21 protein-coding genes are annotated in these 20,574 nt (G+C 43.1%); 10 read left to right on the forward strand and 11 right to left on the reverse strand.

The features are described 5' to 3' along the window. Window positions 1-2: 2 nt before the first annotated feature. Entirely contained in the window at window positions 3-467 is a 465-nt protein-coding gene (locus tag RM347_RS17995; RefSeq protein WP_094346737.1) for a hypothetical protein, read from the reverse strand. A gap of 450 nt (window positions 468-917) precedes the next feature. Here RM347_RS17995 and RM347_RS18000 point away from each other — a divergent pair, with 450 nt between their 5' ends. Beyond that, complete coding sequence (locus RM347_RS18000) at window positions 918-1,634, forward strand: tetratricopeptide repeat protein (protein ID WP_322720605.1); 717 nt, start codon at window positions 918-920, stop codon at window positions 1,632-1,634. A gap of 226 nt (window positions 1,635-1,860) precedes the next feature. On the opposite strand, the gene RM347_RS18005 is transcribed toward RM347_RS18000, so the two are convergent. Both RM347_RS18005 and psaM read right to left on the reverse strand, forming a co-directional pair. Next, window positions 1,861-2,271: a hypothetical protein gene (locus RM347_RS18005; protein WP_322720604.1), complete on the reverse strand. Its 411-nt coding sequence runs from the start codon at window positions 2,269-2,271 to the stop codon at window positions 1,861-1,863. 251 nt (window positions 2,272-2,522) lie between these two features. Then, entirely contained in the window at window positions 2,523-2,612 is a 90-nt protein-coding gene (psaM, locus tag RM347_RS18010) for a photosystem I reaction center subunit XII (RefSeq protein WP_040630342.1), read from the reverse strand. 199 nt (window positions 2,613-2,811) lie between these two features. Here psaM and RM347_RS18015 point away from each other — a divergent pair, with 199 nt between their 5' ends. Continuing rightward, window positions 2,812-4,158 (forward strand): FGGY-family carbohydrate kinase, encoded by a 1,347-nt coding sequence (locus tag RM347_RS18015; RefSeq protein WP_322720603.1) that lies wholly within the window; start codon window positions 2,812-2,814, stop codon window positions 4,156-4,158. Between the two features lie 37 nt (window positions 4,159-4,195). On the opposite strand, the gene RM347_RS18020 is transcribed toward RM347_RS18015, so the two are convergent. Beyond that, complete coding sequence (locus tag RM347_RS18020) at window positions 4,196-4,336, reverse strand: hypothetical protein (RefSeq protein ID WP_428850575.1); 141 nt, start codon at window positions 4,334-4,336, stop codon at window positions 4,196-4,198. 245 nt (window positions 4,337-4,581) lie between these two features. Between RM347_RS18020 and RM347_RS18025 the strand changes: the two genes are divergently transcribed. Further along, window positions 4,582-5,322 (forward strand): dienelactone hydrolase family protein, encoded by a 741-nt coding sequence (locus tag RM347_RS18025; protein WP_322720601.1) that lies wholly within the window; start codon window positions 4,582-4,584, stop codon window positions 5,320-5,322. Between the two features lie 26 nt (window positions 5,323-5,348). On the opposite strand, the gene RM347_RS18030 is transcribed toward RM347_RS18025, so the two are convergent. From RM347_RS18030 to RM347_RS18050, 5 genes are all read right to left on the reverse strand, one after another. Further along, window positions 5,349-6,308, reverse strand: a complete 960-nt coding sequence (locus RM347_RS18030; protein ID WP_322720600.1) for an N-acetylglucosamine kinase — start codon at window positions 6,306-6,308, stop codon at window positions 5,349-5,351. 14 nt (window positions 6,309-6,322) lie between these two features. Further along, window positions 6,323-7,588, reverse strand: coding sequence for an MFS transporter (locus RM347_RS18035; RefSeq protein WP_322720599.1), 1,266 nt, complete (start codon window positions 7,586-7,588; stop codon window positions 6,323-6,325). A 327-nt stretch (window positions 7,589-7,915) separates the two neighbouring features. Further along, on the reverse strand, window positions 7,916-8,689 hold the full coding sequence (gene hisA, locus RM347_RS18040) for a 1-(5-phosphoribosyl)-5-[(5-phosphoribosylamino)methylideneamino]imidazole-4-carboxamide isomerase (RefSeq protein ID WP_322720598.1): 774 nt from the start codon (window positions 8,687-8,689) through the stop codon (window positions 7,916-7,918). Window positions 8,690-8,743: 54 nt separating this feature from the next. After that, window positions 8,744-9,043: a DUF3593 domain-containing protein gene (locus RM347_RS18045; RefSeq protein ID WP_322720597.1), complete on the reverse strand. Its 300-nt coding sequence runs from the start codon at window positions 9,041-9,043 to the stop codon at window positions 8,744-8,746. Further along, window positions 9,040-9,375 (reverse strand): DUF2499 domain-containing protein, encoded by a 336-nt coding sequence (locus tag RM347_RS18050; protein WP_322720596.1) that lies wholly within the window; start codon window positions 9,373-9,375, stop codon window positions 9,040-9,042. Before RM347_RS18050 ends, RM347_RS18045 begins: the two co-directional genes overlap by 4 nt. 216 nt (window positions 9,376-9,591) lie before the next feature. Between RM347_RS18050 and csaB the strand changes: the two genes are divergently transcribed. Together csaB and RM347_RS18060 are read left to right on the forward strand one after the other, a co-directional pair. Then, window positions 9,592-10,632: a polysaccharide pyruvyl transferase CsaB gene (gene csaB / locus RM347_RS18055; RefSeq protein ID WP_322720595.1), complete on the forward strand. Its 1,041-nt coding sequence runs from the start codon at window positions 9,592-9,594 to the stop codon at window positions 10,630-10,632. Window positions 10,633-10,902: 270 nt separating this feature from the next. Beyond that, window positions 10,903-12,384, forward strand: coding sequence for a glycosyltransferase family 87 protein (locus RM347_RS18060; protein ID WP_322720594.1), 1,482 nt, complete (start codon window positions 10,903-10,905; stop codon window positions 12,382-12,384). On the opposite strand, the gene pgeF is transcribed toward RM347_RS18060, so the two are convergent. Further along, window positions 12,317-13,147, reverse strand: a complete 831-nt coding sequence (gene pgeF / locus RM347_RS18065; protein WP_322720593.1) for a peptidoglycan editing factor PgeF — start codon at window positions 13,145-13,147, stop codon at window positions 12,317-12,319. The two genes, RM347_RS18060 and pgeF, sit on opposite strands and share 68 nt — an antisense overlap. A gap of 77 nt (window positions 13,148-13,224) precedes the next feature. Between pgeF and RM347_RS18070 the strand changes: the two genes are divergently transcribed. After that, window positions 13,225-14,043 carry a biotin--[acetyl-CoA-carboxylase] ligase gene (locus RM347_RS18070; RefSeq protein ID WP_322720592.1) on the forward strand — a complete coding sequence of 273 codons (819 nt, stop codon included), beginning with the start codon at window positions 13,225-13,227 and terminating at the stop codon, window positions 14,041-14,043. Between the two features lie 90 nt (window positions 14,044-14,133). Then, on the forward strand, window positions 14,134-15,690 hold the full coding sequence (locus RM347_RS18075) for a M23 family metallopeptidase (protein WP_322720591.1): 1,557 nt from the start codon (window positions 14,134-14,136) through the stop codon (window positions 15,688-15,690). Between the two features lie 125 nt (window positions 15,691-15,815). On the opposite strand, the gene RM347_RS18080 is transcribed toward RM347_RS18075, so the two are convergent. Beyond that, entirely contained in the window at window positions 15,816-16,496 is a 681-nt protein-coding gene (locus tag RM347_RS18080) for a riboflavin synthase (RefSeq protein WP_322720590.1), read from the reverse strand. 340 nt (window positions 16,497-16,836) lie between these two features. Here RM347_RS18080 and RM347_RS18085 point away from each other — a divergent pair, with 340 nt between their 5' ends. From RM347_RS18085 to RM347_RS18095, 3 genes are all read left to right on the forward strand, one after another. Beyond that, window positions 16,837-17,334, forward strand: coding sequence for a bifunctional nuclease family protein (locus RM347_RS18085; protein ID WP_012406891.1), 498 nt, complete (start codon window positions 16,837-16,839; stop codon window positions 17,332-17,334). Between the two features lie 86 nt (window positions 17,335-17,420). After that, window positions 17,421-18,551, forward strand: a complete 1,131-nt coding sequence (locus RM347_RS18090) for an aldo/keto reductase (RefSeq protein ID WP_322720589.1) — start codon at window positions 17,421-17,423, stop codon at window positions 18,549-18,551. A 97-nt stretch (window positions 18,552-18,648) separates the two neighbouring features. Next, window positions 18,649-20,457 carry an ABC transporter ATP-binding protein gene (locus RM347_RS18095; RefSeq protein WP_322720662.1) on the forward strand — a complete coding sequence of 603 codons (1,809 nt, stop codon included), beginning with the start codon at window positions 18,649-18,651 and terminating at the stop codon, window positions 20,455-20,457. The last annotated feature ends 117 nt before the right edge of the window (window positions 20,458-20,574 follow it).

Genomic DNA, 20,574 nt, shown 5'->3' on the forward strand with positions numbered 1-20,574 from the left:
ACCTAAAGAACTTTGTGAGTGTGAGAATGCTGTTTAACGTTGTCTTCTTTAGTGACAACTCTAGCGGCGTTTAACACCCGCTTGCGCTCAATGGAATACTTAAATTCAGTGTAGTTAGTACCTAAGGGAATCAGGGATTTTGCAGATTCACGACGCTTGTAGGTACGAGCGGCTGCAAATGCCCGTGGCACAAATTCCTCTCCAAACTGAGCCGACTCTGGGAAGCCATCTGGCACCAGTTGTGAATCGCCATCCAGCACAGATCCCAAAGTTGTTGCATGAGCCAGCTTATAGGAGGTAGGAATCCCCTTTAACAGCGCTTCCAAAGCCGCAGAGGGAATTGGTTCTATAACTTCTATTTGATAAACTTCTCCATCTTCTTTGACGAAGCAGGTTGCCAAACCGATAACAATGTAATCATCGGTTGCTAAATCAGGGGCATTAGGATAGGAAATTGCAGTTGTCATCGGAAAATTTCTCAAAACTTAAAAATTGAATCCAGGGAGTGGGAATTGGGGATTAGGCACAAGAGGCTGAGGGGTAGGGGAAAGGGTGCAGAAGAGAGGAATTTTCCCCCTGCTCCCTGCTCCCTGCTCCCCTGCTTCTTTCCCAGTCCCCTCTTTAAGGAACGGCTTGTTGGCATTCTATCAATTTGTAGCTCTCACTACTTGACTAGTCTTTGAGATTAACATCTGCTATTTCTGGAATTCGCCTTCGGGATGGAGTATTCATGATTAGGTTTGAGGATTAATTGTTGATTTAGGGCATAGATTCTTCTTGTGCGACTAGATTAATTTCTCTCTTGAGATAGCTTCTAAGTAGCCCTGAATACTTTAAAAATAGACGTAGTGGTAAAACCACCCGTAGGAAAAAACTAGAATTTGTTTTCACAAAGCAGGGATTTCAGGCAGGGAAAGATGAATATTTACTCATTTTTAGCTGACGGTGACCAGCAAAATAACCAATATTATGTCTTAAATAGTACAAATAAATTACCAAAACAGAGGACAAATGACACGAGCGAATCTACTTTAGGGGATAGCTATTTACGCTCTTGTGCTTTGAAATCTGCTCAACAAGGAGATTATACTGAGGCGATCGCAACTTTAAGCAAACTAATTTCCCGCCATCCCCACAATGCCGTTGATTACAACAACCGAGGACTGATTTATTTCCAAAGTGGTGAAAGGCAAAAAGCGCTTTACGACTATAATACCGCCCTCAAACATAATCCCTATTTGGCTAGTGCTTATAATAATCGGGCAAATTACTACGCGGCTTGTGGAGAATTAGCAGTAGCACTTGCCGACTACGATCAAGCGATTAATTTGAATCCTCGCCATGTCCGGGCGTGGATTAACCGAGGCATTACCTGGCGTGACTTGGGGCAATATGAGGAGGCAATTGAGAATTTTGAGGTAGCACTGCTTTTCGGTCAACTAGAAGGTCATATCTGGGCTGAACGCGGCAGGACTTACCATCTTTGGGGCGACTGGAATTGTGCGATCGCTGATTATCGTCGCGCCCTCACTCAACTGCCTTCTCTCGGCAACAGTAAAGATATTACTGGTTGTCGTTTGCGTTTACAACTCGAAAATTGGCTAAACGAGCTGCTATATGAATCAGCGTCCTAGTTGGTAGATTAGTTCTTCTGGGGGATTCAAAATTCAAAATAATTGATTAAATTTTGAATTAGAGTTTAGTGACGCTGTATCGCTAATGACTAATAGATGATAACTACATAGCTATTCAAAAATTAGCTATTAACCATTATTTATTAGCAATAATATAAATTAACACCCGGTTTATACGTAGCCTGAATCACAAGAAGCCTAAATAATCCTAAATTCGCTATTTGTCTTAGGGTAATGAGTCTGTTTGTTCATCTTCTCGGCGATCTGGATTCATCAACACCACCCGACGCTGACTGGGATCAAATCGGTATCCTTGTTGTTGTCTGATACTTTTAGCTTGTTGCGGATCAAAGTTACGGCTAAATTCCGCCTGTAAACCATTGACGTGTCCTTCCATCTGCTTGACTTCAGTACTAATTTCTCGCAATTTTCCTTGCTGTGACCAGTGATAAGGCAAAAGTTGTGCTAAGGCAGATGCTGCTACGGCTGTAATGACAAGATTAACCGCTATCTTGGCTGTGCTTTCCAGTGCCATCACTTGGTAAGAACGTTGACGAAGATACCGCTTTGGTCGAGGAATGACCCGGCGTTTTTGTATAGGTTGTGACGGTGGTCTGGAGGGTTGAATCGCGTTCATGATGCTAAAAGATAACCTCGCTTAGTGAAGGGAAGCACTGTAAAAGCGCTCTGGCGCTAATTACTGCTTGATTTAGCTGTCATATTACTTCATTTTTTTGAAATAGCTACAAGTGTTGCACCAGTTAAAAAATAACCTGGCTTACGTAAGTGCAAGGTTTCTAGCTACTTATGGCATAAAGCCACAAGGTGTAGAAATTGCACCCCGTACTGCCAGGATTATTAGCTTTTTAACTGTGTCACATCGTAGCGTTATTTGTAAAGTTCTGTGGCTAATCGCCAAGCTAGAACTCCTGGGATCAACGCCACAACTAGAGCGATGTAGACTTGAGTATCTGAGATGGAAGATATCTGAGCGATGTACAGAGTATCTAAGATAGGCATGGCTGAAAACCTCCTAACCTGAATAGATTTTGAACAGTTCGTTTACTACTTTTCCTTGTTTTGCCAAAATTGTGGAATATCTTGTTACAAGATGCAACAAAAGCAGTTATTAGTCAGTACTCGTTAGTTATTCTCCGTTAGAAAAATTTATAAAAATATGAATTTGTATTTGGGTATCGACTTCGGCACCTCTGGCGCACGCGGTGTGGTGATTGACGAGGAAGCTTCTTCTATCCAGGCTGAGGTGCGATATCCCTTCCAGGACTCAGCAGCCGCTGTTACGCCTAGTTTTTGGCAGAATGCTTTGTTTATGCTGGTGGAACAAATACCTGACCAATTGCGGCGAGAAATTAAAGCGATCGCAATTAATGGTACTTCTTCCACCGTCTTGCTGGTCGATGCCGCTGGCAATCCAATAGATGCACCACTGTTGTACAACGATGCGCGGGGATCATTGGTGCTAGAGCATTTGAGGAGTATAGCACCCCCAAATCATACCGTATTGAGTGCCACCTCCAGTCTTGCCAAACTTTTGTGGATGAGGCAATTACCCTCTTTTAGTGAAGCGAGATATTTCCTGCATCAAGCAGATTGGCTGGCGTTTCTCCTACATGGGTATTTAGGTATTAGCGATTACCATAATGCTTTAAAGCTGGGTTATGACGTGGAAGAGTTGAAATACCCAGAATGGCAAGAATTGCTGCAAATACCGATTCAGCTACCGAAAGTTTTACCTCCTGGGACTCCGATTACCCAATTACGCCCTGAAATTGCGGATAAGTTCGGTTTACGCAGTGATTGTTTGGTATGTGCTGGTACAACTGATAGTATTGCCGCTTTTCTGGCCAGTGGTGCAAAATTGCCTGGTGAAGCCGTGACTTCCCTTGGTTCAACATTGGTACTAAAGTTGTTAAGTCGTACCCGTGTAGAAGATGCGCGATACGGAATTTATAGCCATCGCCTGGGTAATTTGTGGCTGACTGGTGGTGCTTCTAATACTGGGGGTGCGGTACTTAAGCAATTTTTCACAAACGCTGAGTTAGAAAGCCTTAGCCGTGAGATTGATGCATCAAAAGCTAGCGAGTTAGATTATTATCCGCTGTTGAAGGCAGGCGATCGCTTTCCGATTAACGATCCCAATTTACCTCCACGTTTGGAACCACGCCCAGATCGTCCAGTGGAACTTCTGCATGGGTTATTAGAAAGCATTGCCCGTATAGAAGCGCGAGGGTATGAATTATTACAAAAAATGGGCGCAGACAAGGTGAGTCGTGTTTATACTGCTGGCGGCGGTGCGGCGAACGATACTTGGACTGCAATTAGGGCGCGTCATTTGCAGGTTCCTGTAGTAGCGTCAGTGTATACAGAAGCTGCTTACGGGACGGCGCTGTTGGCGATGCGAGGGGTTAAAAAAGGACATGGCGAGGGTTGTGTAATAGGAAAGTGTTCAAAAATTCTAGGAATTACGCACTGTACAAATGACTTATCCTGTGAATCAACGTAGATAAATTGTTTCGGTATAAAAGTGAATTTTCTTTTTGCTATTTGCGTAGGCGTAACCCAATCCTCACCCGATTTTCGCAGATATCTTTTAAATCCGTATGTATCCCAGTGACAATCGGCATATCTCGGCCGATACTGGGATGATTAGATACCGGACTATAGGATTCCAGGTTGATCATCTGGGCAGCTATTCGGGGATGGGTGCTTCGCCACAAGCGAATGTCATCTATCCCCTTTACTAATTGGTGTGAGTTCTAACCAGCTTAGGGTATCGGGTGTATTAAGGCGATCGCAGAAGAACGCCAAATTCTGGATTAAGGATATCCGGATGCTAGAAAAACTTTGGGTATTTTGTAGATGCGGATGAATGCCTTACGGCAGTAGGCTGCTCTAATGACAGCAAGCGTAACACGGAGATAAAAAAGTGCAAATCACTAAGCGCAATGTTGAGTTAAGAGTAGATGGCAGCTTAATGCGTGTTTATGTTGCAGCTCCCAAAGCAGCAGGAAAATACCCTGGTATTGTCTTCTACAGTGATATTTATCAGTTAGGTGATGCAATGATTCGTTTAGCTAACTACTTAGCAGGATACGGCTATGTAGTAGCAGCGCCAGAAATTTTTCACCGAATAGAGCCAGTTGGTTTAGTAATTGAGCCAGACGATCTGGGACGGATGCGGGGTAATGACGATGCTCGTCGAACATCCGTAGCTGATTATGATGCCGATTGCCTTGCTGTGATTGAATTTCTGAAAACAGAGAGTGCGGTTTCTCCAAATAAAATAGGCACTCTAGGCTTTTGTATTGGTGGACATTTAGCTTTTCGCGCAGCATTTCAAAGCGAAATTCGGGCTTGTGTCTGCTGTTACCCTACTGGGATTCCCAGTGGTAAGCTGGGTAAAGAGATAGCCGATACAATCCAGCGGGTAAGTGAAATCCAAGGCGAGATGCTAATGGTGTTCGGTACTCTTGACCCTCATATACCAGAGAGCGATCGCCAAACCATAATAAAAACAATTGAAAATGCTAACATACCTCACCAAGTTTTCTTCTATGAAGCAGAACATACCTTCATGCGCGACGACGGTTATCGTTATGATTCTAGTGCTAGCACCGCAGCTTGGTCTGAAATAGTAACTTTTTTGGGGCGCATATTTGCAGAGTAAAAACTTATATTATTGCTTTCTTCGCGTCAATTTTGAGTTGTCTGCAATGCTAGTAACCCAGCACCATAAGCAGGTTCATACTTCGGAAATATCACCTTTACATTAGGAAACTTCTTAACAAGAGACGCTGCAAATCTTTCATGGATCTTGCATCTACCCCGCCAGACACTTCCTGTTGTGACTACTTCCAAAACTGAGTCAGCACTAAAAATTGCATCAATTACTGTAGATGTAGCATTTACTAACTCTTTTACAGCATCATCAATTATGATATTCGCTACTATATCACCTGACGCTGCTGCAATATCTACAACTGGTGCTAAAGCTGCTATCTGTTTAACTCCCCATTCTCGGCGATATACTACTTCTATTAAATCTTCTATACTTTCCAAATCAAGATGCTGTTTGAAACCCTCTATCAAACTCGTTGATATTTCCCGTCCATCATAAGATTTTAATGCTGCGTTCATGCCTGCGATCGCAATTTTATAAGCGCTACCTTCATCTCCTAAAATATACCCCCAGCCGCCGACTCGCTTAGTATCTCCCTGATTATTTCGCCCGAAAACTATCGAACCAGTACCTGCTGCAACCACAATTCCTACAGGCTGACCAATTCCACCAACTAAAGCAATTAAAGCATCGTTACAAATTACAATATTCGTTGGCTGTAATGCCCAAGTAATAGGCAGAGATTTGTTATTTTGCAACTCTTGTATTAAAGTTTTTACTACTTCATTATCTGTTGGACGACCTACACCTGCTAAACCCAGGCATATCGCGTCAATATTCACAGTATTTGTATTTATTGTTGCCTCAACTGCATTGTGAATTGCAGATTGAATAGATTGTAGAGTGCCTTCAATACCTATACTCTGATAGTTAGATGGGCCTGCTTCACCACGACCTAGCACTTGACGCAAATCATCCATCAAGACACAAACAGTCTTGCTACCGCCGCCATCTATTCCCAAAACATAACTCATGAACTGTAATAATCTTAATTATTCTGATGCTTCGGTTCTTCTTTTAAAGGTATATAAAAGAGAGCAATCATCCCAGGAATAGTCAGCAAACAAACCAAGACAAAAAATAATGGATAGCCAAGTGATTTTTGCAGATAACCGCTAACTAATCCGGGTAACATCATTCCTAAAGCCATAATGCCAGTGGAGATAGCAAAATGAGAAGTTTTATATTCGCCTTGGCAAATATACATTAAATAAACACTAAAAGCGGTAAATCCAAAACCATACCCAAATTGCTCTAAGGAAACCAAAGGATACACTAATGTTAGTAAAGGTTTACTGTAAGCCATATACACATAAAATATATCAGGTAAATTCAAAGCTAAAGCCATAGGAAACAGACACTTTTTTAATCCATATTTGGAAATTAGCAAGCCTCCTAATATCCCTCCACAAATCAGGGAAATCACCCCAAATGTTCCATATACTAATCCGACATCTGATGTTGATAGCCCTAAGCCCCCTACTTCTGGTTTGTCTAATAAAAATAAAGAGGCTATCTTGACAAGCATTGCTTCACCAAGCCTGTAGAGCAAGATAAATGCTAAAATATTTATAATTTTATCCTGAGCAAAATATGAACTAATAATTGACCAAAAAGGTATCTTTTCTCTAGTTTGGATTTGTCGGCGGTTATCTGATTCAGGTAAGGGTAAAATTAGGCGATGGAAAATAAACAGGATTGCTAAAATTAAAGTTGAGAAGCCAATAGCTATAGTCCAACTTAAAGGAATGTTGTTGAGAGATACTTCAAGCTGACCTGCTAAAACTACTAATATTCCAGAGCCAAAAATGACAGCCATTCTATAAAACAGTGAGCGAATGCCGACAAAAAAGGCTTGTTGTTCTGGAGATAAAGCCAGCAGATAGAAGCCATCTGTGGCGATGTCATAAGTTGCAGAAATAAATGCTCCTATTGTTAATGTTGCGAGGGAGATGAAAAAGAAATTTGGCAGTTGTAAGGAGAAGGCTATTAAACCTAAACAACCAAACATAGCAAATTGGGTATAAAGTATCCATTTACGTTTGGTAGAGTAAATATCGACAATTGGGCCCCAAAACATTTTGATGACCCAAGGTAGATAGAGAAAACTTGTCCACAAGGCAATTTGCGTATTATCTATTCCCAGTTTTTTGTAAAAGATTACGGAAACTGTGTTGATGATGACGTAAGGGATGCCGGAGGCAAAATATAAAGTGGGGATGAAAGTCCAAGGAGAGGTTGTTTGATTTTTCATGGATTTGCTTCCAGATTCTGGCTTTTTGCCATCAGTAAAACCTTATTGCTATGCTTTCCCACTTTCCATAATGTTCCGGCATATCTCACTACGGTACTTCGGTTCTCAGTATTCAAAGGATGCCATTAAAAATCGGGCGGTGGTCATCCTAAAGGCTTGCCTATTCGTAGTTTTTGTGGTGTAGTAAAGCTTTTAACCTCTCCCACTGTTCGCATTCTTTTTTAGGATATGAAGAGTTTAAAAATACGCCCTAGCCTCGGAATTAATTCCGAGGCGGGATGACAACGAAGTGGAAGATTTAAAAGTTATTGGTAATGACAGAAAATGTCAAGCAAAGGTAGAAAAACCTAGATTCGGTGGAATATCCTGAATACGTCCAGGCCCGATCGCTCGTAATGCTTCTTTGAGTAAAATATCCCCAGTATACAAGGCACGTCCGACAATCACACCAGTCACGCCTTGAGGTTCTAACGCTAATAAACTCAACAAATCGGTAACAGAACTTACCCCACCAGAGGCAATTATCGGGATGGAAATTGCCGCCGCAAGTTCTCGCAAAGCTTCTAAATTCGGGCCTGTGAGTGTACCGTCACGGTGGATATCTGTATAAATTATGGCGGCTGCGCCCAATTCTTGCATTTGTACAGCCAGTTGGGTTGCTAAAACTTCTGAGGTTTCTAACCAACCGCGAGTTGCTACTCGGCCGTTACGGGCATCAATCCCAATGATAATCTGTTCGGGAAATTCTTCACACAGTTCTTGCACTAGCTGGGGTTGTTCTACGGCGATGGTGCCGAGAATTGCCCACTGTATACCCAGATTGAATACTTGTTGCACGCTGGTGCGATCGCGCAATCCTCCACCAATTTCAATGGGCACTGACACCGCATGTGCGATCGCTTCAATTGCCCCCAGGTTTACTACTTTACCTGCTTTGGCACCGTCTAAATCAACTATATGCAATCTAGTAGCACCTTCATCTACCCACTGTTTGGCAACATCAGCAGGATTTTCGCTAAAAACTTGTGAGCGATCGTAGTCTCCCTGATACAGTCGCACGCAGTGACCATCTAGTAAATCAATCGCTGGAATTACGTCCATTTAACTCTTCCTCATAACTCAATGCAATCAAAACGCTAGCTATAGCTGAATTGACTATTTTTCATTTTTCATTTGTAATTGCCTTACAGCTTGTCCAAAACCCAGCACAAGTAAAATATTTGAAAGCGTCAAAAATACTTCTGCACCACCGTGCAACCAATCTATATTGGCCAAAGACTCGCCATAATGCAATTGGGCGTAAATTCCTGCTGGGATGGTGATGGCAACAAAGACGAGAGTGCCGTAAAATCCATACAGCGCTAAACGCGGCATTTGCGGACTACGGCTGATAAACCACAAGAAACCCAAATAGGGAAACAGTGAAAGTGCAAACAGGGTTTCTTTAGAAATCATTGCTCTGATTTGATAGGTTTTGGTTCAACAGTGTTAGCAGATTTGGTAGAACGCCAAATCAAATACGCCGCTGCCCAAAGCGTAAAATTACCAACTAAGGTCATGGTAGCTTGAAGCGTTACCAGCCATTCCAGAGATTCGGCGTTGTCGAAATAATGCCAGGTGCAGGCACACATAGCGCTGACTAAAGCTGGTAACATGGCAAGGGATAATCCCCACCAATTGCGGTTATTAGTCAGTTCGCCGTAAGTCCAGATTAACCAAATGGCGACAATCCACTCAATAACGCTAGAAATATGAATAATCCAGGTGGGAATCGATAGGCTGTGCATAAGAAAGTTAGGATTTGGGAGAGACGCGATTAATCGCGTCTGTACAAGAGTTAGGGGAGACGCGATTAATTGCGCCTGTACAAGAGTTAGGAGTCCTTTTTATCTTCCTCTGTTGCGAAGTTTAAAAATAGAAATTGTGAATGAGTCTAATATCTGTAACAACGACAGATATTCTGTATAAAAAAAGTTGTTAATCTAAAATCCAAAATGGTCAAGATGCGGGCGTTATTGTCTGGGTATTACGGTAAAGGTAATGGTGGTGACGAGGCTTTGTTGGCAACGCTTTTGCAAATGTTACCATCTCACGTAACGCCTGTGGTGCTTTCTGGTAATCCAGAGGAAACCCGCGATCGCTACAATGTAGAAACCTACGATCGCATGGCTCCTTTAGCTGTACTGCAAGCTTTACGCTCTTGTGATGCCTTGATTTGGGGCGGCGGGAGTCTCATTCAGGATGTTACTAGTACCATCAGCCCATTTTATTATGGGGGACTGATGGCGTTGGCACAGAAAATGGGTTTGAAAACTGTTGCTTGGGCGCAGGGTATTGGCCCGTTAGTGCGTCCGCAAACTCGTTGGTTGGCACGGCAAACTTTTGGTAATTGTACCAAAATCAGTGTCCGCGATCGCGCCAGTGCGGCTTTATTATCTGATTGGCAAATTCCTTGTATTATAGCTCCTGACCCGGTTTGGGCGTTGGAATCGAAACCAGTACCGGGACTTTGGGATTTACCTGCGCCGAGAGTTGCGGTAACGTTGCGATCGCATCCCCAACTTACAGAAACACGTCTAGCAAACTTAACTCGTGCTTTGGTTGACTTTCAAAAAGCTACGCAGGCTTTTATTTTATTATTGCCATTTCAAAAAAGTGAAGATTTAAGTATTGTCGAAGCCATTCAACCCCAACTTAAAGATGTCAGCAAGATTTTATGTCTGGAAGATCCGCAACTTTTAAAAGGTGTGTTTCGCGGCGTTGAAATGGCAATTGGGATGCGCCTGCACAGCTTAATTATGGCTGCTGCTGAAGGTTGTCGCTGCTTTGCTCTTAGTTATGATCCTAAGGTAAATCGCCTCATGGAAGATTTGGAAATGCCTGGGTGGGATTTGGCGAGTTTACCAGATGACCCGAATTTAATTAGTCTGACTTGGATGGAGCACTATGCTAACGGCGATCCGCTATCACCAGAGCAAATAAAATTTTTAGTAGATAGGGCATTAATACACCGCGAGTTATTGAGCCAAGCTTTTAATAATTAACCCCAATAAACGGACGTATTACACGCAACCAAGAACCGCTACAAGTAATCTTAGAGATTGAGTATTATTGCTAACACCAAAACCTCATAAACCTAAGATCCCGGTCGAGTCTTCCCTACCTCTCCTAAAAGAAGCTACAGTCTATTCTCTTATGGTTAGAAGGGAGTAATTGTCAAAATTTTGTAAATTGATCGTGAAAATACTTAAGTATCCTTTCTTACGAATGACTTCAGCGATATTATTTAGCATATACAGAAATAATTTTTGCTGATGATAAGCTTTGGCTTTTGGAACGTACTGATAGTAATTGTTGTTGCTTTAGTTCTAAAAAATAATTGGCGATTAGATAATGAAAAGACAGTCTGGAAAAATTCTTTATTCTTAAAATCTTTTGTAATCCAACGGTTGATACAATTTTTTCGTCAACCAATTGTTAACTTTCTCGTCCAAGTAGGTGTTGTATTAGTCGTTACAAGATTTCTTTGTTATACAGGTTGGCTAGTTTATTTACTAAATCAACCAGATCCACCCTTATGGGATTTTAAGTGGTTTTATGTGGCGAGTAAATTGGCTCATCAGCATTTGAGTCCCTTTAATGTCGAAACTTTTAACCAAAGTTTCTGTACCCTAACTAAGGTGTGTGGATTTATTCCACCATTTGTCTATCCACCTAATATCATTCCTCTCATCTGGTTTCTCGGTTATTTTTCGAGCAATACTGCATTTACAATCTGGATTGGAATGCATATATTAGCAATCGGTTTGGCCTTATGGGGAGCGAATATCCTGCTGGAGTCGAAGTCACTAGCTCTAAGAACTATTTGCACAATCTCGGTTGCCTTAATTTATGGTTTAGTTCGCGATCTTCAAGTTGGTAATATTGCCATTTTCGTTGCAGTTCTGATCTTATGGATGTTTATCTTGGCTAAAAAACATCAGGATATTCCAGCAGGAATTTGCTTGGGACTTGCTGTTTGTAAACCAACATTAGCTGCATTATTCATTCTGTATTTTCTACTTAAAAGACGGTTTTCTTTAGTTTTTGTATCTGCGATCGCAGGAACTTCTCTAGTATTTTTAGGTCTAGCCTTGACAGGCACTTCTTTGACACAATTTCTACCAGATGCAGCTCGTGGATTTTCACTCTGGCTAAACGATCCATCGAATAGTCCCTATCTTTCGATTAGTCGCCTCGATTTGATGGTTGTGGGCCCAAGATTATTTCCCAATAATCCATTCTTTGCCAAGCTATTTTCAGACTTAATTGTTCTGATACTTGTTGGTTTGGTGGGTTGGTATTGGTATTTGCAACAATCTCTCACAGGCTGGTCAAAAAAAATATACCTAGCAGAAATAGTACTAGTTTCTTGCTTAAGTATTGCGATCAACTATTCACAGCAAACTAGTTCTGTGATGTTGATACCTGCTGTTGTTTTTTTGCTAAATGATTTGCTGTATCAGATTAGGCATTGTAAATTTTCTAGAACAAGAATGTCTATTTGGTTAGCAGGAGTTTGCTGCCTAGCAGTGCAAACAGGGGTAATTCATGGCTGGCTTATCGGTTCTCTCGCAAACCGCTGGAATGTGAAAGCAGGGGAATTGCCATACATTATGAAAGTAACTATCTTTGCCCTACCAAGTTATGCCATTTTAGGAATCACCGTAAGTATTTTAGTCTTAGCAATTAGTTCCCTGCATCAAAAACAGGTTCTGAAATTTGAATCCTTGAATCGGGTGTCAACTTACCGCTAACAATACCCGACCATTGAACTTTTTTCTCTTTCTCTCGGCGGTAAGAAAAGAAATGCTCTGGAGTTTGGAAAGTACAATAAGGTGCGATCGCAATTTGTTCTGCACTAATCCCCATGTTTTCCAGTTGTAAGGTATTCACTCGCCGGACATCCAACCTTACTTTTCCTGGATTAGGATCTTGCAGCAAAGGTGAATTGGGTAATTCATGCAATGCTTGGACAATTTTTTGTTCGTCATCATCTGGTATAATGCTAGCCCCGATTTCGGCAGCCACTTCGATAGAGACTTGGTAAACCTCACCAGCGATCGCTGGGCCCATCGCAATGCGTAAATCATCAAGTTTGCTGCCTTGAGATTGTAATCGAGCGATCGCTAAGGGGACAATCTTCTTGGCAGTCCCCCGCCAGCCTGCGTGTAGTGCTGCCACCCGTCCAGTTTCCACATCCCCAATCAGCACGGGTGTACAATCTGCACTAGCTACCCAAACTGCTTGTAGAGGCTGTTCGCTAACTAAACCATCTGCCGATGCTAAATCCTCCCCAACAGTGCTTAAGAAGCTTTCAACTTCTTGGGGGGTGAGAACAGTATTGCCATGAACCTGCTTTAAGCGATAGACTGATGCCTCTGGTTGCAATACTTCTGTAATAACTTGTGGCGATCGCGGCCAAAACTGCTGGGTAAAGAAACCGTGATGCCAACGTTCCAGAATACTACAAGTTAGATAGGGGAGTCCTTCCCAATTGCGCCAGTGCCAAGTGTGCATCTTCAACCAAACCTAAACAGAAATCACTCATCAGCCAATCAATGCTAACTTGAACAACGGAATTTGGGTTAACTGCTGTGGGATTTAATCTGCAAAATTTGGAAGCAGCCTTGAAAGCAGGGCGTAAGTATACATATTTACCATTTTCCCTCCACTTTTTTGAAAGTGTCTCCTCAACCAACCAAACCCTTTGGAACTTACTCAACCAAGGGGCTATTTCAGGAACAGTAGTAATCGCAACTGAGCAATCTGCTGGGCGGGGACAATGGGGACGCCAGTGGATTTCTCCTGCTGGCGGATTATATGTTTCCGTGGCGATTTCTTTCGACCACAAAATAGAGGCTACTGATAGCTACCAGCTAACTTTTGCTACTGCTTGGGGAATTGCGTCTCAATTGCGTCAACGCGGCGTAGATGTTGGGATAAAATGGCCCAATGATTTAGTTTTAAATGGTCGCAAACTAGGCGGCATTTTGACAGAAACCAAAGTAAACAAAGGACAAATTACCCAAGCAGTAATTGGTGTTGGGATTAACTGGACAAACCCAGTACCAGAAACTGGAATCAATCTGGAATCGTGGCAAGTGTCCCAAGATTTCAGACCAATTTCTTGTCTGGAAATGCTCACCTCTAAAGTCTTGCTGGGAATAGAATCCGGTATGGAGTGTCTTTGCCAAGAAGGAGTAAGCATACTCTTGTCTCGCTATCTAGATTTGCTTACAAACATGGGCAATCGGGTGTATGTCAATAATCTTTCAGGTACTGTAGTTGGGGTGACTCCTCAAGGAAATTTACGAGTTGATTTAGAAACACATGATACAAAGGAACTAATTACACCGGAAATTTATATTGAACCCGGTACAATCAGTTTGGGGTACCATAAATCTTCCGTTTAAATTTGAGGTTTGTTCAAAATTTCGCTCTTTGGGCAAGACAAACCACTAGCATCATCTCTTTAGGCTAATTACACACAACTGAGAGAACAAATGACGCAGCGCAATAATTCTGCCCATCATCGTTTGCATTACTTATGGCAGCAAGGTCTAACAAAAAAACGTTTTGCCTCAACGCTACCAGCTCAGACCCTCTGTTGGCTAAGTAGCGTCAGCCTCCTTAGCGGCGGCTTTGTGTTTGCCCAAACGGAAACACAAATAGACAACATCGTTCCCACTATTGAAAGTTCCCAGCCAACAGCAGTTACAAATCCAGTTAAAAGACAGGCTGTTGTGCCGGAAGCAGCGCCAGCGCAACCGGAATTTTCTCAACGGCGAGCCAGACTCAGAAAGAGATTAGCCAAGCCAGAAGTTGCTCAATCAAAAGAGCCAGTTAGGCAGTCTACACCAAAAATCGAAGCTGCTGAACCTGTTGTGATTATCAGACAGTCAAAACCCAAGGTAGAAGCCTCCCAGGTTACTCCTGCACGTGTGAGACTGGAAAAACCCAATACCCCTACCCGCTCTTTACCTGGAAAACTCCCAGAAATTTCTCAACCATCAAATAACTCCAACAGCCCTGTCAGTGCAACGGCGGGGAAAACCAAGGATTATAATAACGCCTATATTGATCCTAATAGTTATGACAGTGGTGCTACAGGTACTTATCAAGCACCAAATTCCGTAATTCTCACAGAACGCTCCAGTGGTTGTCGAGCCATTTTGCCGTCAGGGCAAAGCGTATTAGGAGGCGTTTGCGCCAAAGCACCCCAAAGGAGTGTAGCTGATTCTAATGGTAAAGCAGCACCTAATTGGCTCAGAAGAAGTCAAAATGCACAATTACCAGTAGTTCCACCCGTGCGGCAGGTTGCAACTACTGGCAACACTAGCAGATGGCGTGCTGCTCAAAGTGGTTCTAATGCTGTAACCAAGAGCGGATTTCGCGCTAATCGGTTTATTCCGAGTCCCGGCGAGTTCAGCCCCACAAAAGTGAGTGCAACTCCCATCGCACCGAGTGGCGGGACTTTACCTCCACCAATGGCAGATGGCAACATTGCACCCCGCCCCAGCAACGTAGCTTATGACTTCTCACTAGCATCAGTATTGCCGCAAATCCCCTACACGGGGAGAGTCGCCTATAGTGGTACGGGGATGATGTATCCACTGTCTATTCCCGCTTCCATCACTTCTGTATTTGGTTGGCGAGTTCATCCAATCACAGGTAATCAACGCTTCCATGCTGGTACAGACTTAGGTGCGCCTACGGGAACGCCAGTTTTGGCAGCAGCTGCTGGTCAAGTGGAAACTGCTAACTGGTTGGGTGGTTATGGTTTAGCCGTTATCCTGAATCACAAATCTGCTGAACAAACTCTCTACGGTCACATGTCAGAAATCTTTGTTCAACCTGGTCAGTGGGTACAACCTGGAACTGTCATCGGGCGGGTTGGCAGCACCGGCAACTCCACAGGCCCTCACCTGCACTTTGAAGTCCGCCATCTGACACCGAACGGGTGGGTTGCTACTGACCCAGGCGTGCAATTACAAAGCGCCCTCAGCCAGTTAGTGCGAGGCTTACAAACCGCCCAGGTAAGCCAGGAACCAGGTAGCTAGAAGAAGCTGAGGGGCAGGGGGAGCAGGGGGAGCAGGGGGAGCAGGGGGAGCAGGGGAAGAATAAGTAATGCTCCATACCCCATTCTTAATACCCTACTCACCACTCTCTACTCCCCATTCCCAAATTACAAATACCCGTGTTCTGCTAAGAATGCGGGTGTAATGCCATCTATACTAGTGTCATCAGGGGTTGTGGTGTGTGGGTTGCCAGAATAAAGGAATTTTTCCACGTATTTGCCGAGAATATCCCCTTCTAAATTCACCAAGCTGCCAGAAACCAAATAGCGAAGATTTGTCTCGGTGTATGTGAGGGGAATTACCGCCACCTTGAATTGAGAGAGTTCTGGCTCATAAGCCGCTACTGTGAGGCTGATGCCATTAACGGCAATGCTACCTTTGGGGACAATATACCGTGCGATCGCCTCGGATGCAATAAAGGTCATTTCCCAAGAGCTAGCTGTTTGTTCTGCCACTAGCAATCGACCGATGCCGTCTACATGACCCATCACAAAATGACCGCCGACTTTGCTGCCCACCCTTAGCGATGCTTCTAAATTGACATATCTCTGTTGCGTTTGCTCGCCTCCCAGAGTCGTGCGGCGTAGAGTTTCCGGTGAAGCAGTGGCGATAAATCCATCTTTTAAAACTTTTTCCACTGTCAGGCAAACACCATCTACAGCAACACTGTCACCATAAGCCAAATCTTGCATAATTACTTCACCCGACTGGCTTACACAAGTAATTTGCCAAGAATCGCCCCCTAAGGGTTCCATCTTTCCTAATGCCTGGATTAATCCTGTAAACACGGCTTTTTTGTCAAACTAACTCTATTTATTGCCTAAATTTGGCTGAAATCAATTGGTAATTGTCACAGAAATCTTGAACATCCAAGTATATTTTCTGACTTTTTTTCTTATAGGGATATTAACACATTAGCATCCTTCACAAGGCATACTTGGGTAAGAAGGTTATTGTCTAAGAAGACCAATTTGACTTACTCTGGTTTTCACCACAAGTTCGGAGTTTAATAGAAGCAATTATAGAGAACGAATGCTTATGTTTATTACTGTCGCCAAACCGCCCAAAAAGGGGTACTATTTGTTACACAGCATCCAAGGTTCTCAAAGGATTGTAGAGGCCTAGCCAATGATTGAAATGAAAGTCGCTGGCATAGCATTAGATGCCATAACCCGCAGCCCGATCGTCCTTTTGAAAGATTCTTCAGATCGGCGGGCTTTGCCAATTTACATTGGTCAGGAACAGGCTAGGGCAATTATGGGCGCACTGGAGAATCAGAAGCCTCCCAGACCCTTAACCCACGACCTGATTGTGAATCTTCTAGAGACTTGGAATATGACTCTAGAAAAGGTGATCATTCATTCCCTGCAAAAGGATACATTTTATGCGGCTTTAATTGTCCAGCAAGGCGAGGTCAAAAAAGAAATTGACGCGCGTCCTAGCGATGCGATCGCCATTGCCCTCCGTACAAATACCCCTATTTGGGTAATGGAAGAAGTCATTGCCGATGCTTCTATCCCTGTTGATCGCGATGCAGATGAAGCAGAACAGCAAGCCTTCCGTGAATTTATTTCCAATCTCCGTCCTGAAGATTTGATTAAACGCTTTGGTAATGGCGACAGCTAAAAAAGTTATGAGTTAGGAGGTAGGAGTTAGGAGTTACTTGCTTCAACTCCTAACTGTTAACTTTTAACTCCTAACTCTTTTTAAAGATGCAATACCGACGCTTTGGGAAAACGAATCTACGCCTCTCGGTTTTTTCTCTGGGAACAATGCGCTACTTGGCTTCTTTTGAGAATGCTCACCAGACCATTGAACAAGCCTTAGCGCTAGGAATTAATCATCTAGAAACTGCCAGAGGTTACGGCAAAAGTGAGGAGTATCTTGGTAGGGCGCTAAAAGCTGGGTTGTCAGTACCCCGGACGAAGCTTCACGTCACTACCAAAATCTCAGCCACAGCAGATGCTGACACCATGCGTCGGTGCATCGACGAATCCCTAGAACGATTACAGCTAGATTATTTAGATTGCTTAGGTGTTCATGGTTTGAACACTTGGCAACATTTAGAGTGGGTGCAAGCCAAAAATGGCTGTATGCAAGCTGTAGAGGAAGCTGTTGCTGATGGTCGAGTGCGACACGTTGGTTTTTCCAGCCACGGGTCATTAGAAGTAATCCAGGCTGCAATCAACACAGATTTGTTTGAATTTGTCAATCTGCATTATTACTATTTTTTTCAACGACACGCACCAGCGATTCAACTAGCTGCCGAAAAGGACATGGGGATTTTCATTATTTCCCCTGCTGATAAGGGAGGACGCCTCTACACGCCACCCCAAACCTTAAAAGACCTGTGTTCCCCGTATTCACCCTTAGAGATAAACTATCTATTTTTACTTAATAATCACCGTATTACTACTTTGAGTATAGGACCAGCAAACCCAGATGAATTAAGGGAACCTTTGCAAATTGCTGACCATAATGCAGAGTTAACAGCAGCCGAAAATTCTGCTTTCCAGCGGTTAGAAAATCACCAAAAAGTTGCTTTAGAAACTGATAAGTGTAGCCAGTGTTATGCTTGTTTGCCCTGTCCAGAAAATATCAATATTCCAGAGGTATTGCGGTTACGCAATCTCGCAGTGGCATACGATATGACTGACTATGGGCAATATCGTTACGGAATGTTTGAAAATGCCGGTCACTGGTTCCCTGGAATGAAAGGCGATCGCTGTACAGAATGCGGTGACTGTTTGCCTCGGTGTCCCGAAAAGTTAGATATTCCAGCTTTATTGGAAGATGCTCACCAAAAATTAAATGGGAAAGTAGGTCGGAGATTGTGGGGATAAAAATGTAAAATTTATAAAGATTAAATAGAGTCAGGAAGATCCGCTGAATCTGGGGTATCTCGCGGAAAGTAAAGATGAAAATTAAAAAAAAAGAAATATCCTACGCCAATCACTGACGGTTTTCCGTTACAGTGGACGGGCTGTAAGCTTAGTATGGACTACTAGCCGATCGCTTACTATTCTTCTGGCTAGTTTAACTTTAGTGGCTGGTCTTTTACCGGCGGCGATATCTTACATCAGTAAGTTAATTGTTGATGCAGTGGTATTTGCCTCTCAAGCTAACTCACAAAGCAATGGTTTTGTCAATATTTACCCTTCTCTGTTGTATGTAGGATTAGAAGCGATCGCTGTCATTTTACTAGCAGGCAGTCAACGGGGAATCATCATTTGTCAGTCGTTATTACGGGCGCTAATGGGTCAACGGGTAAATGTACTCATCTTAGAAAAGGCGCTGACACTGGATCTTAGGCAGTTTGAAGACTCAGAATTCTATGACAAATTGACCAATGCCCGACGAGAAGCATCAGTTCGTCCTCTTTCTTTAGTAAGCCGCACCTTTGGGTTGGTGCAAAATGCCCTTTCCCTAATCACCTACGGTATTTTGCTGATAAATTTCTCAGTTTGGGCGGTGGTGGTACTGGTTTTGGCAGCTATGCCTGTATTTATTGCGGAAACGAAATTTGCTGGAGAAGCCTTTCGCTTGTTTAGTTGGCGTGCAGCAGAAACCCGCCAACAGCACTACTTAGAAAATCTGATAGCAAGAGAAGATTTTGTCACAGAAGTCAAACTCTATCAGCTGGGAAAAATGCTGCTAGGACGTTACCGCAGCCTGTTTGATCAACTCTATGGCGAAGACCGTGATTTAACTCTCCGGCGAGGACTGTGGGGATATCTGCTGAGTTTAGTCAGTACTGGTGCTTTTTACCTAGCTTATGCTTGGATTGTCCTGGAAACAGTGCTAGGTAGGATTTCCTTGGGAGATATGACAATGTATCTCACCGTATTTCGCCAAGGACAGTCTACTTTCTCCAATGCCCTTACTTCTATTGGAGGAATGTACGAAGACAACCTATATTTATCAAATCTCTACGATTTCCTGGAAGAAGAAGTACCAAAGTCTTGGGGTAAGGCAACTATTGGTTTAAATCCTCAAGATGGTATTCGTTTCGAGAACGTATCATTTACTTATCCAGGAAGTTCTAAGCCAGCGTTGAGAAACATTTCGCTGCACTTGAAACCCAGAGAGAAACTGGCAATTGTGGGTGAAAACGGTTCCGGTAAAACTACCTTAATTAAACTACTTACCCGACTCTACACCCCTGACTCTGGGCGAATTTTCTTAGATGGCTTGGACTTACAGGAATGGGATGTGGATGTGTTGCGGCGTCGCATTGGTGTGATTTTTCAGAACTTTGTCCGCTACCAGTTCACTGTAGGGGAAAATATTGGCGTTGGTGATGTAGAACATCTCGAAAATAAAACCCGTTGGCAAACTGCTGCCGAAAAAGGCATGGCCCAATCTTTTATTGACCAATTACCCCAAAGCTTCCAAACTCAGCTTGGTCGTTGGTTTAAGGGAGGACAGGAACTTTCTGGGGGACAGTGGCAGAAAATTGCTCTCTCTCGTGCTTTTATGCGATCGCAAGCAGATATCTTGGTGTTAGATGAACCAACATCAGCAATAGATGCCCAAGCTGAGTTTGAGATTTTCAATCATTTTCGCGCTATTACTCAAAATCAGATGGTACTTTTGATTTCCCATCGCTTCTCGACAGTACGAATGGCTGACAAAATCCTAGTTATAGAAAACGGGGAAGTTATAGAACAAGGAACTCACGAAGAATTGTTAGAGGTAGGAGGACGTTATGCCAAGTTGTTTCTCTTACAAGCAGCCGGTTATCAATAGAATGTGAGCTACTTTGTGGATTTAGATAGCGATGCCTACGGCGGGCTGCGCCTACGCTCACTTTTTACAAAGTACATAACATCTCTATCTAACCACGTTAAACTGTTCAGTAAATAT

It is taken from the genome of Nostoc sp. ChiQUE02, from assembly GCF_034531305.2.
GTDB lineage: Bacteria > Cyanobacteriota > Cyanobacteriia > Cyanobacteriales > Nostocaceae > Nostoc.

Excerpts from the sequence above, each read along its gene's own strand:
- RM347_RS18005 (WP_322720604.1), bottom strand. The coding sequence starts at position 2,271 with ATGAACGCGATTCAACCCTCCAGACCACCGTCACAACCTATACAAAAA.
- pgeF (WP_322720593.1), bottom strand. The coding sequence starts at position 13,147 with ATGCACACTTGGCACTGGCGCAATTGGGAAGGACTCCCCTATCTAACT.
- csaB (WP_322720595.1), top strand. The coding sequence starts at position 9,592 with ATGCGGGCGTTATTGTCTGGGTATTACGGTAAAGGTAATGGTGGTGAC.
- RM347_RS18015 (WP_322720603.1), top strand. The coding sequence starts at position 2,812 with ATGAATTTGTATTTGGGTATCGACTTCGGCACCTCTGGCGCACGCGGT.
- RM347_RS18030 (WP_322720600.1), bottom strand. The coding sequence starts at position 6,308 with ATGAGTTATGTTTTGGGAATAGATGGCGGCGGTAGCAAGACTGTTTGT.
- RM347_RS18090 (WP_322720589.1), top strand. The coding sequence starts at position 17,421 with ATGCAATACCGACGCTTTGGGAAAACGAATCTACGCCTCTCGGTTTTT.
- RM347_RS18050 (WP_322720596.1), bottom strand. The coding sequence starts at position 9,375 with ATGCACAGCCTATCGATTCCCACCTGGATTATTCATATTTCTAGCGTT.
- RM347_RS18020 (WP_428850575.1), bottom strand. The coding sequence starts at position 4,336 with ATGATCAACCTGGAATCCTATAGTCCGGTATCTAATCATCCCAGTATC.
- RM347_RS18060 (WP_322720594.1), top strand. The coding sequence starts at position 10,903 with ATGATAAGCTTTGGCTTTTGGAACGTACTGATAGTAATTGTTGTTGCT.
- RM347_RS18045 (WP_322720597.1), bottom strand. The coding sequence starts at position 9,043 with ATGATTTCTAAAGAAACCCTGTTTGCACTTTCACTGTTTCCCTATTTG.
- RM347_RS17995 (WP_094346737.1), bottom strand. The coding sequence starts at position 467 with ATGACAACTGCAATTTCCTATCCTAATGCCCCTGATTTAGCAACCGAT.
- RM347_RS18075 (WP_322720591.1), top strand. The coding sequence starts at position 14,134 with ATGACGCAGCGCAATAATTCTGCCCATCATCGTTTGCATTACTTATGG.
- RM347_RS18000 (WP_322720605.1), top strand. The coding sequence starts at position 918 with ATGAATATTTACTCATTTTTAGCTGACGGTGACCAGCAAAATAACCAA.
- RM347_RS18035 (WP_322720599.1), bottom strand. The coding sequence starts at position 7,588 with ATGAAAAATCAAACAACCTCTCCTTGGACTTTCATCCCCACTTTATAT.
- RM347_RS18085 (WP_012406891.1), top strand. The coding sequence starts at position 16,837 with ATGATTGAAATGAAAGTCGCTGGCATAGCATTAGATGCCATAACCCGC.
- hisA (WP_322720598.1), bottom strand. The coding sequence starts at position 8,689 with ATGGACGTAATTCCAGCGATTGATTTACTAGATGGTCACTGCGTGCGA.